The 8,518-nt window shown below is 68.0% G+C and carries 8 protein-coding genes and 1 pseudogene; 5 read left to right on the forward strand and 4 right to left on the reverse strand.

Translation table 11 applies throughout. The features are described from left to right. On the forward strand, positions 1–949 hold a 949-nt coding region (locus tag Q8M88_RS12515; protein ID WP_305597489.1), incomplete at its 5' end, for an NAD(P)/FAD-dependent oxidoreductase. Beyond that, positions 949–1,719, forward strand: coding sequence for a DUF1365 domain-containing protein (locus tag Q8M88_RS12520; RefSeq protein WP_305597490.1), 771 nt, complete (start codon positions 949–951; stop codon positions 1,717–1,719). The genes Q8M88_RS12515 and Q8M88_RS12520, both read left to right, overlap by 1 nt. Here the strand turns inward: Q8M88_RS12520 and Q8M88_RS12525 are convergent. Both Q8M88_RS12525 and Q8M88_RS12530 read right to left on the reverse strand, forming a co-directional pair. Next, positions 1,687–3,327 carry a M10 family metallopeptidase gene (locus tag Q8M88_RS12525; protein ID WP_305597491.1) on the reverse strand — a complete coding sequence of 547 codons (1,641 nt, stop codon included), beginning with the start codon at positions 3,325–3,327 and terminating at the stop codon, positions 1,687–1,689. The genes Q8M88_RS12520 and Q8M88_RS12525 overlap by 33 nt on opposite strands. 124 nt (positions 3,328–3,451) lie before the next feature. Further along, positions 3,452–4,303 (reverse strand): neutral zinc metallopeptidase, encoded by an 852-nt coding sequence (locus tag Q8M88_RS12530; protein ID WP_305597492.1) that lies wholly within the window; start codon positions 4,301–4,303, stop codon positions 3,452–3,454. 250 nt (positions 4,304–4,553) lie between these two features. On the opposite strand from Q8M88_RS12530, the gene Q8M88_RS12535 reads away from it, so the two are divergent. Genes Q8M88_RS12535 through Q8M88_RS12545 form a run of 3 tightly spaced genes read left to right on the forward strand, consistent with a single transcriptional unit; the run spans position 4,554 to position 7,316 of the window. Further along, positions 4,554–5,660, forward strand: a complete 1,107-nt coding sequence (locus tag Q8M88_RS12535; RefSeq protein WP_305597493.1) for a putative urea ABC transporter substrate-binding protein — start codon at positions 4,554–4,556, stop codon at positions 5,658–5,660. A gap of 46 nt (positions 5,661–5,706) precedes the next feature. Continuing rightward, entirely contained in the window at positions 5,707–6,528 is an 822-nt protein-coding gene (locus tag Q8M88_RS12540) for an ABC transporter permease (RefSeq protein WP_305597494.1), read from the forward strand. Beyond that, entirely contained in the window at positions 6,528–7,316 is a 789-nt protein-coding gene (locus Q8M88_RS12545) for an ATP-binding cassette domain-containing protein (protein WP_305597495.1), read from the forward strand. The genes Q8M88_RS12540 and Q8M88_RS12545 overlap by 1 nt, the downstream gene beginning before the upstream one ends. An 88-nt stretch (positions 7,317–7,404) precedes the next feature. Here Q8M88_RS12545 and Q8M88_RS12550 read toward each other — a convergent pair whose 3' ends face one another. Further along, positions 7,405–8,022: a hypothetical protein gene (locus Q8M88_RS12550; protein WP_305597496.1), complete on the reverse strand. Its 618-nt coding sequence runs from the start codon at positions 8,020–8,022 to the stop codon at positions 7,405–7,407. Positions 8,023–8,152: 130 nt separating this feature from the next. Continuing rightward, positions 8,153–8,518: pseudogene (locus Q8M88_RS12555) on the reverse strand (allophanate hydrolase); the annotation flags it as partial.

Here is an 8,518-nt window from a genome sequence, read left to right on the forward strand (position 1 = left end):
GTTCTACCGCCAAGGGCCGCGTGATCTGGCCGGCCTCGACGCGCCGCTCACCTCGCTGGACGACTACCTGACGGAGAAGGGCTACTGCCAGGCTTTCCGTGACGACCACCTGATCCCCCAGGCGGCGGCCATCTGGTCGACCCCGCTGTCGGCGATCCGCGACTATCCGGCTGAGGCGCTGGTCCGGTTCTTCCAGAACCACGGGATGATGCGCCTGACCGGGCGGGGGCGCTGGCGCACGGTCGTCGGCGGCTCCCAGGCCTATGTGCGCAAGCTGGCCGCGGCGTTCCGCGGTGAGACGCGAGTGGGCGCGAAGGTCGCGGGCGTGCGGCGCGACGCGGCCGGCGTCGAGGTGCGCGAGGCCGACGGTCGCGTGCAGCGCTACGACCATGTGGTGATCGCCGCCCACGCCGATCACGCCCTGGCCATGCTGGACGACGCGGGCGCGGCGGAGCGGCGCGTGCTGTCGGCGTTCCGCTACAGCGCCAACCAGGCGGTGCTGCACAGGGACCGCACCCTGATGCCCAGGCGCCGGCTCGCCTGGTCGAGTTGGAACCACGTCGGTCGCCGCGATGCGCCGCAGGACGGCTGCGTCACCTATTGGATGAACCAGCTCCAGGCGGTGCGCGGGGCCGGCGACTTGTTCGTCACGCTCAATCCCACCCGGCCGATTGCGCCGGAGAAGGTGCTGCGCGCCGAGGCCTACGACCATCCGCTGTTCGACGCCGGGGCGATCGCCGCACAGTCCAGCCTCTGGGACCTGCAGGGCGTGCGGCGCACCTGGTTCTGCGGATCCTACTTCGGCCACGGCTTCCATGAGGACGGCTTGCAGTCGGGCCTGGCGGTCGCCGAGCAACTCGGCGGCGTTCGCCGACCCTGGACGGTGGAGAACGAGTCCGGGCGGATCAGCCTGCCCTCGGCGGGCGTGGAGCCGGCCAGGGCCGCGTGATGCGCCTGCTCGGCCTCTATTGCGGGTCGACCGCTCACGTCCGGATCCGGCCCAGGCCGCACCGGCTGCGCTATCGCATCTTCATGCTGCTACTGGAGCTCGGCGCGGCTTCAACTGCAAAGCCACGGCTGTTCTCTGTCGGCCGCTTCAACCTGCTGGGCTTCGAGCCGCGCGATCACGGCGACGGCTCCGACACGCCGTTGAAGGCGCAGGTGGAGGCGAGGCTCGCGGCCGCTGGGATCGTGGGCGGCGGCGCGATCCGGCTGCTGTGCATGCCGCGCGTCCTCGGGCGCGGCTTCAACCCGCTCAGCGTCTACTATTGCCACGCTCGCGACGGGCGGCTGGCGGCGGTGCTTTACGAGGTCAACAACACCTTCGGCGAGCGGCGTTGCTACCTGATCCCGGCGGAGCCGGATGACGCCGGCCGCACGCGGCAGACCTGCGCCAAGGACTTCTATGTCTCGCCATTCATGGACATGGCGCTGGACTACGACTTCGACGTCGCCGCCCCAGACGCCGCCGCACGCATCGCCATCACCGCCCGCGACGCGCAAGGGCCGGTGCTGCAGGCCTGGTTCACCGGACACCGCAGCGAGCCGACGGACGCCAACCTGTTGCGCGCCTGGATCATCCACCCCTGGATGACCCTAGGCGTGCTCGCCGCGATCTACGTCGAAGCGGTCAAGATCTTCCTCAAGGGCGAACCTGTGCGGCCTCGCCGCGCCGGCGCGAGATCCTCAGGCGCCGAAGATCCAGTCGCCGCTCAGTGAAGACATCTGCACGCCGACCAGGATCATCCGATTGCCGCCGCCCATGTCGACGATCACGTCGCCGCCGGACTGGCTGACGGTGTAGGCCGTGCCCGGATCGACCAGCACGCGGTCGCCCTCAGCGCGGTTGAAGTCGGTGACGCGGTCGACGCCGGCTTCGTTGAAGGTGTGGAAGATGTCCGCGCCGGCGCCGCCGACCACCGTGTCTTCGCCCCGGTCGCCGGACAACCAGTCGTTCCCGTCCCGGCCATAGACCGTGTCGTTGTCCTGGCCGCCGCGGATCACATCGTCGCCGACGCCGCCGTCGCAGATGTCCGCGCCGAGGTTGCCGTAGACGACGTCGGAGTCCTCTTCGCCGAACAGGATGTCGTTGTCCTTGCCGCCGGCCACCCAATCTGGTCCCAGGCCGCCGGTGATGCTGTCGTCGCCCATGTTGCCGTTGACGTCATCGAAGCCGTCGCCGCCGTTCATGAGGTCGTTCCCGGCGTCGCCGCGCAGGTAATCATCACCGGCCTCGCCCGCGACGGTGTCGCCGCCGAGCCCGGCGGACACCCGATCGGCCCCGCCGCCGCCGAGCAGCCCGTTGCTCACGTCATTGCCGGTGATGGTGTCGTTGAAGGCGCCGCCGCGCGCATACTCGATCACCGTGCTGTAGGCGATGCCCAGGTTGTTCGACCAGGTGTAGGTGTCCGGGTCGGCGAATGCGGCCGCGATCTCGGCCGCGAGGGCCGGATATTTCGCCGTCCAGTAGGCCGCCTGGTCAGCGGCGGACCAGTAGTTGAGGCTGGAATACGCGCCCGGCGTCAGGTCGATCAGCGAGCCGCGCGCTCCGCCTTCCATATCGACGCCGTCCTCGCCGCCGGCGTCGTAGATCGTCGCCAGCAACGGCCCTGAGCCGCTATGCGAATAGCTGCTGTCGCGGGCTTCGGTGGCGGTGTCCACGCCGTAGCGCGCCTGCAGGGCGGCGATGTCGAACACCATCGGCGTCGCCGGGACCAGGCTGTAGGCCGACAGCTTGGGTCCGTTGGACGTCTCTTCCACCAGCCGATACGTGGAATCCGGGGCCAAGGTGTAGGACATGACCGAATAGCGCAGGTTGTCGAAGGCGGCGGGCAGGGTCGCGCCTTCCTCGAACGGATGCTTGAGCCCCAGGGCGTGGCCGAGCTCGTGGAGCATCGCCAGGTACATGCCCGACCCGGGGAACACCGGCGCGCCGGCGTCCTTGTAGTCCAGCCAGATGTCGCCGTTGATCGGCACGGCCGAGCCGCCGGCGGCGGGCGGTTCATATGCGTATCCCGAGACGTCCTCGTCGCTCAGCTTGTCGGCGTCGGTGAAGGCGACGCGGATCTGTCCTGCCGTTGCGGCGTCATCGGTCTCGGTCATCCGCAGCGCCAGCACCGCGTCCCAGCGCGCCACTGCGGAGCGGAATTGCGCCGCCTGGTCGCTCGACAGGACGCTGTATCGGGGATCGGCGGCTTCCTCGCCAGGGCCATATCCGGGCCACAGCGCGCCTGCCCCGGGGATGCTGTAGGTCACGGCGCCGCCGGACCAGATCGCGTTGGGGATCAGCAGCGCATTGTTGATTTCGGTCGCCGTCGGCGTCGCCATGTCCTGTCCCCGTGCAGGGGGCAGGGCGCCTTCAGTCGACGCTTCGCTCCCCCGAGCTCACGCCAAGGTTGCGTAAAGCAGCGCTTCCCACAAGCCTAAGTCGCTGGCAGGCGGCTCCGGATCTCTAAAGCTGCGCGGCTTTGAAGGTGTCGCAGGCTGCGGGATCGGCGGCGGAGACGCCGGCCTTGAACCAGCGCATGCGCTGAGCGCTGGTGCCGTGGGTGAAGCTGTCGGGGGCGACGCGGCCCTGAGTCTGCTCCTGCAGCGTGTCGTCGCCGACGGCGGAAGCGGCGCGCAGCCCGTCCTCTATATCGCGCGGGTCCAGCGACACCGCGCCGCCCGAAACCTGGCTGGCCCGCGCGGCCCAGACGCCGGCGAAGCAGTCGGCCTGCAGCTCCAGGCGCACCGAGCCGCTCTCGGCGCCGCGCGCGCCCATCCGCTCGGCGCGTTCCGTCTGGCCGGTCAGGTGCTGGACGTGGTGGCCAATCTCATGGGCGATGACATAGGCGCGGGCGGCCTCGCCCTGGGCGCCGAACTTGGTCTCCAACTCGTTCCAGAACGACAGGTCGAGATAGACCTTCTGATCACTCGGGCAATAGAACGGACCCATGGCCGCCTGGCCGGTTCCGCAGCCGGTGCCGGTCGCCTGATCGTAGAGCACCACGCCGGCCGGGGGCTGGTAGCGCTCGCCCTTGGATTGGAATACCTGAGTCCACACGTCGTCGACCGAGGTCGAGACCACGTCGACGAACTTGCCGCCCTCGTCCTTCGGCTGGCCGATTTCGCCTGCCTCCTGCTGCTGGCCGGGCGACACAGCGTTGACCGCATTCAGCGTCGTCGACGGATCGATGCCGAAGACGAAATAACCGATCAGCGCCAGCACCACGCCGCCTGCGCCCAGACCGCCCACTGCGCCGCCGCTCATCCCGCGGCGATCCTCGATATTGCCTGAACGTCGTCCGCCGCCCCAGCGCATGGCCGTCTCCTTGCCGATGTCCCGCCGCAGCCTAACGCGGATCGCGCGGCTAAGCTCCCCTGAAGCGTGTGCGATCTACGCCGGCCGTACTGACCATCGCGCGCGCAGCGCGTGCTCGGATTGCCCGTTTTCCCGGCGCCGCAAAGGCCTCGCGCCAAGCCCGCTGCGCCGCGATGGATTATTACGAATTCGCCGCTCAGTAATACCGACGAAGGTCAGCCGCCCGGCCGACCGCACACAGGGGGTCCCCATGCAAGGTTGGCTTAACGGGGTGCGCATCGCCGTCGCGGCGGCGGCGTGCGGCATGATGCTTTCGGCCTGCGGGCCCAAGGCCGAGGAAAAGGCCGCTGCTCCGGTCGCGGCCCCGGCCGGCAAGGAATACACCATCGGCTGGACGATCTACGCCGGCTGGATGCCATGGCCGTACGCCGAGCAGGCCGGCATCGTGAAGAAGTGGGCCGACAAGTACGGCGTGAAGATCAAGGTCGTGCAGATCAACGACTACGTGGAGTCCCTGAACCAATATACGGCCGGCAAGCTGGACGGCGTCACCACCACCAACATGGACGCCCTGACCATCCCCGCCGCGGCCGGCAAGGACACCACCGTCCTGATGATCGGCGACTATTCCAACGGCAACGACGGCCTGATCCTGAAGGGCGGCTCCACGCTCGCCGACCTGAAGGGCCGTCCGGTGAACCTGGTCGAGAACTCGGTGTCGCACTACCTGCTGGCCCGCGCGCTGGAGACCGGCGGCATGGCCATGCCCGACGCCAAGGTGATCAACACCTCCGACGCCGACATCGTCGCGGCCTTCTCCGCCGCCGACACCAAGGCGGTGGTGACCTGGAACCCGCAACTGTCGGAGATTCTCAAGGCTCCGGGCGCCAAGCTGGTGTTCGATTCGTCGAAGATCCCCGGCGAGATTCTAGACACCCTGTCGGTGTCCACCGAGGCGCTGCAGGCCGACCCCAATCTCGGCAAGGCGCTGACCGGCATCTGGTACGAGACCCTGAGCCTGATGACCAAGGACGACGCGGCGGGCAAGGCGGCGCGGGAGGCGATGGCCAAGCTCTCCGGCACCGACCTCGCCGGTTATGACGCCCAGCTCAAGACCACCTTCCTGTATTCTGACCCCAAGGCCGCAGCAGCCTTCACCGCCAGCCCCAAGTTGGTGGAAGCCAACGACCGGGTGCGCAAGTTCGCCTTCCAGATCGGCCTGTTCGGTCCGGGCGCGAAGTCGGTGGACGACATCGGCATCTCGTTCCCGGGCGGCAAGACCCTGGGCAACCCGCAGAACGTGAAGCTGCGCTTCGACTCGACCTATGTGGACATGGCGGCGAACGGCTCGCTGTAGGCTTTCCGCCTGTCCTTTGATTTCGTCGAGTGATGGTGACCGCCCGATGCGTCGTCTGCTGAACGCGAGCCCGCAGGCGGGCGGTCGCCTTTTCCTGGGCCTGGTCCCGATCCTGGCCGTGGTCTTCCTCTACCTGCTGGCGTCGTCAGCCCGGCACGCGGAGAACCCGACCGACCGGCTGCTGCCGCCGGTCGGCCAGATCGCCGCCGCCGTGCAGACCATGGCCTTCGAGGCCGACCCGCGCACCGGCGAGATCCCGTTGGTCGCCGACACCGTGGTCAGCCTGAAGCGGCTCGCCGTGGCCATCGTCATCGCCACGGCGACGACCCTGCTGCTGGGCCTGATGCTGGGGCTGCTGCCCTATGTGCGGGCGGGGCTCGGGCCGTTCGTGGCGACGGTGTCGGTGATCCCGCCGATCGCCATGCTGCCGATCCTGTTCATCGTCTTCGGCCTGGGCGAGACGGCGAAGATCGTGCTGATCGTGGTCGGCATCACCCCGATCATGGTCCGTGACCTGGCGCTGCACGTGGGCGCCCTGCCGCAGGAGCAACTGGTCAAGGCCCAGACGCTCGGGGCGTCCACCTGGCTGGTGACCCTGCGCGTCGCCCTGCCGCAGGCGCTGCCCCGGCTGATCGACACCCTGCGCCTGTCGTTGTGCCCGGCCTGGGTCTACCTGATCTCGGCGGAGGCCATCGCCTCCGACGTGGGCCTGGGTTACCGGATCTTCCTGGTGCGGCGCTATCTGGCGATGGACGTGATCATCCCCTACGTCGTGTGGATCTCGCTGCTGGCGGTGGCCATGGACCTGGCGCTGGTGGCGCTGAGCCGTGCGGCCTTCCCCTGGGCGCACGCCCCGAAGGCCGCCTGATGGCCGCGCCCGTGGCGCTCTCTTTCCAGGACGTCTGGGTCGAGTACGGCGACAAGATCGTGCTGGAGAAGGTCACTCTCGACGTGGCCGAGGGTTCGTTCGTCTCCATCGTCGGACCGTCCGGCGCGGGCAAGAGCACCTTCCTGCGCCTGACGCTGGGCCAGGAAGCCCCCAGTCGCGGCCGCGTGCTGCTGGACGGCGAACGCTTGCGCGCCGAGCCGGGGCCCGACCGCGGCGTGGTGTTCCAGCGCTATTCGGTGTTCCCGCACATGAGCGCGCTGGACAATGTGGTGTTCGGCCTGGAGTGCGCCCGCGCGCCGATCCTGGGCCGCCTGTTTGGCGCCGCGCGCCGCGCCGCCCGCGACGAGGCCGCCGCCATGCTGGCCCAGGTCGGGCTGACCGACGCGCTCGACGTCTACCCGCGAGAACTCTCCGGCGGCATGCAGCAACGGCTCGCCATCGCCCAGGCGCTGATCAAGCGGCCGCGCATCCTGCTGCTGGACGAGCCGTTCGGCGCGCTCGACCCCGGCGTGCGGCTCGACATGCACGCGCTGATCACCGAGCTTTGGCGCGACCACGGCCTGACCATCCTGATGGTCACCCACGACATCAAAGAGGCGTTCAAGCTTGGCACCCGCGTGCTGGCCTTCGACAAGCGCCGCCGAGACCCCCAGGCCCCGCACCGCTACGGCTCGACCGCCGTCTACGATTTCCCTCTGGACGATAAGGCTCCCCGCGCCGTGCCGGCCGAGCTGGCCCCGTTGGCGGTGGCGGTGGCGGAGGAGTAGGGAGGCCCTCTCTTCACACGTTATCGATGAGCTCGTTTCAGGAAGGAACCGAAGAACCTCGACGAGACTGCAAACAATAGTAGCGGCCCTAGTCTAGATTTTGTCCGAGTGACGGTACCTTGGGTCTCTTTGGCCATGTCGAACCTGCAGTCGAAAGCGCTCCGACCATGGCCTCAGCAAATCTGCAGTAGGCTTGTGCCATAGCCGCATACCATTCCAATTCCTTGATCAGGTCCTTCCCTCTCAAGCGCGTCGCGCGAGGGTTGCCGTAGTAAAAGGAGGGTCCAATCTCAATGGGGCCGGGGACGAGTCGTTTGTCGCGCGCCTCATTGACTACGAAGTGCAGCTCGGCAGGCGCGTGGATCGCATTGTTGCGACGATCTGAAAGGGAGTTCTGAACCTCTGCGACAAGCCAAGCAATGTCAGCGTCGGCCTGCGCATGTCTCGTCCACGGCGGGTCTTCACCTTCACGCCCCCGTAGGGCGGAAAGAAGCAGAGTACCTTGGAGCCGATCATTCTGGACCGCATACCAGATGCCCAGGGCCACCTTCCGGCGTGTGCCGGTGACTTCCACGAAGAGCAGGCCAAGTTGTTCGTAGAGTGCATTCCAGTGATAAGCGACCTGCCCGACCGCTGTAACATAGTCACTGTAAGCCTGTTCCATCTCTCGGCCATACAGAAGCATGCCCTTCGGTTTCTTGTTCATCGAGATGCGTCGTCCGACCTTACGAGTTCTGTTGATGAGGGCGGCGCGTTCGTAATCAGAGTCAAGAGCATCTAAGGATGCCAAGGACTGAGAGGCATGGGCGCTAAGGGTCTCTCAAAGTTGCGAGCCGTTACCCCTTCGCCCTATCCGCAACATAGGCGCGCCAGCCGCCGAAGGTGGTGACGTCGGCGGCGCCGTCGAGGGCGCGGGGTTCGGCGACGAAGCCTTTGACGCTCGAGCCGTCCTCCAGGGTCACCGTGCCGATGGCCAGCGGCGCGGGCACCTCGACGACGAACCCGCCGAACGCCTCCAGGCCGATCTCGTAGACCTCGACGGCGATGGACGCGCCGCCGTCGCCGACATGGATCAGCGCGGGCTTGGGCGGGACCGAGCCGGCCATGGCGTAGAGCCTGTAGGCGGGCGCGGTGCGGGTGCTGGCGACCAGGCGGGCGTCGCGGGAGGTGAGCTGCCAGTGCAGCGGCATGCCGGCCAGGTG

This window comes from Phenylobacterium sp. (assembly GCF_030693805.1).
Taxonomy (GTDB): Bacteria; Pseudomonadota; Alphaproteobacteria; order Caulobacterales; family Caulobacteraceae; genus Phenylobacterium.